At 62.7% G+C, this 209-nt stretch carries 1 protein-coding gene; it reads right to left on the bottom strand.

The window, feature by feature from the left end:
• Positions 1-209 (bottom strand): transposase (locus SB764_RS45380; RefSeq protein ID WP_410867489.1); only part of this gene is annotated, 209 nt, incomplete at both ends.

The raw sequence follows: 209 nt of genomic DNA, 5'->3' as shown, positions 1-209 counted from the left end.
GCAGGTTCCTCGCCGGTATAGCCCTGATCGGCAAACGCGACCTTCACCGTCTGGCCTGTGACCTCCTGGACCTGACGCGCGAGTTCACCAACCTGGGCGCGCTCCTGCTCGTTGGCCAGCGTGATGTGCACAGCAAGCAACTGGCCCAACGTATCGACCGCCATGTGAACCTTGCTGCCCCGCTTACGCTTATAGCCGTCGTAACCGGC

The organism is Paraburkholderia sp. SIMBA_027 (genome assembly GCF_046535315.1).
Taxonomy (GTDB): domain Bacteria; phylum Pseudomonadota; class Gammaproteobacteria; order Burkholderiales; family Burkholderiaceae; genus Paraburkholderia; species Paraburkholderia tropica.
This window is presented reverse-complemented; position numbering and strand designations above follow the sequence as displayed.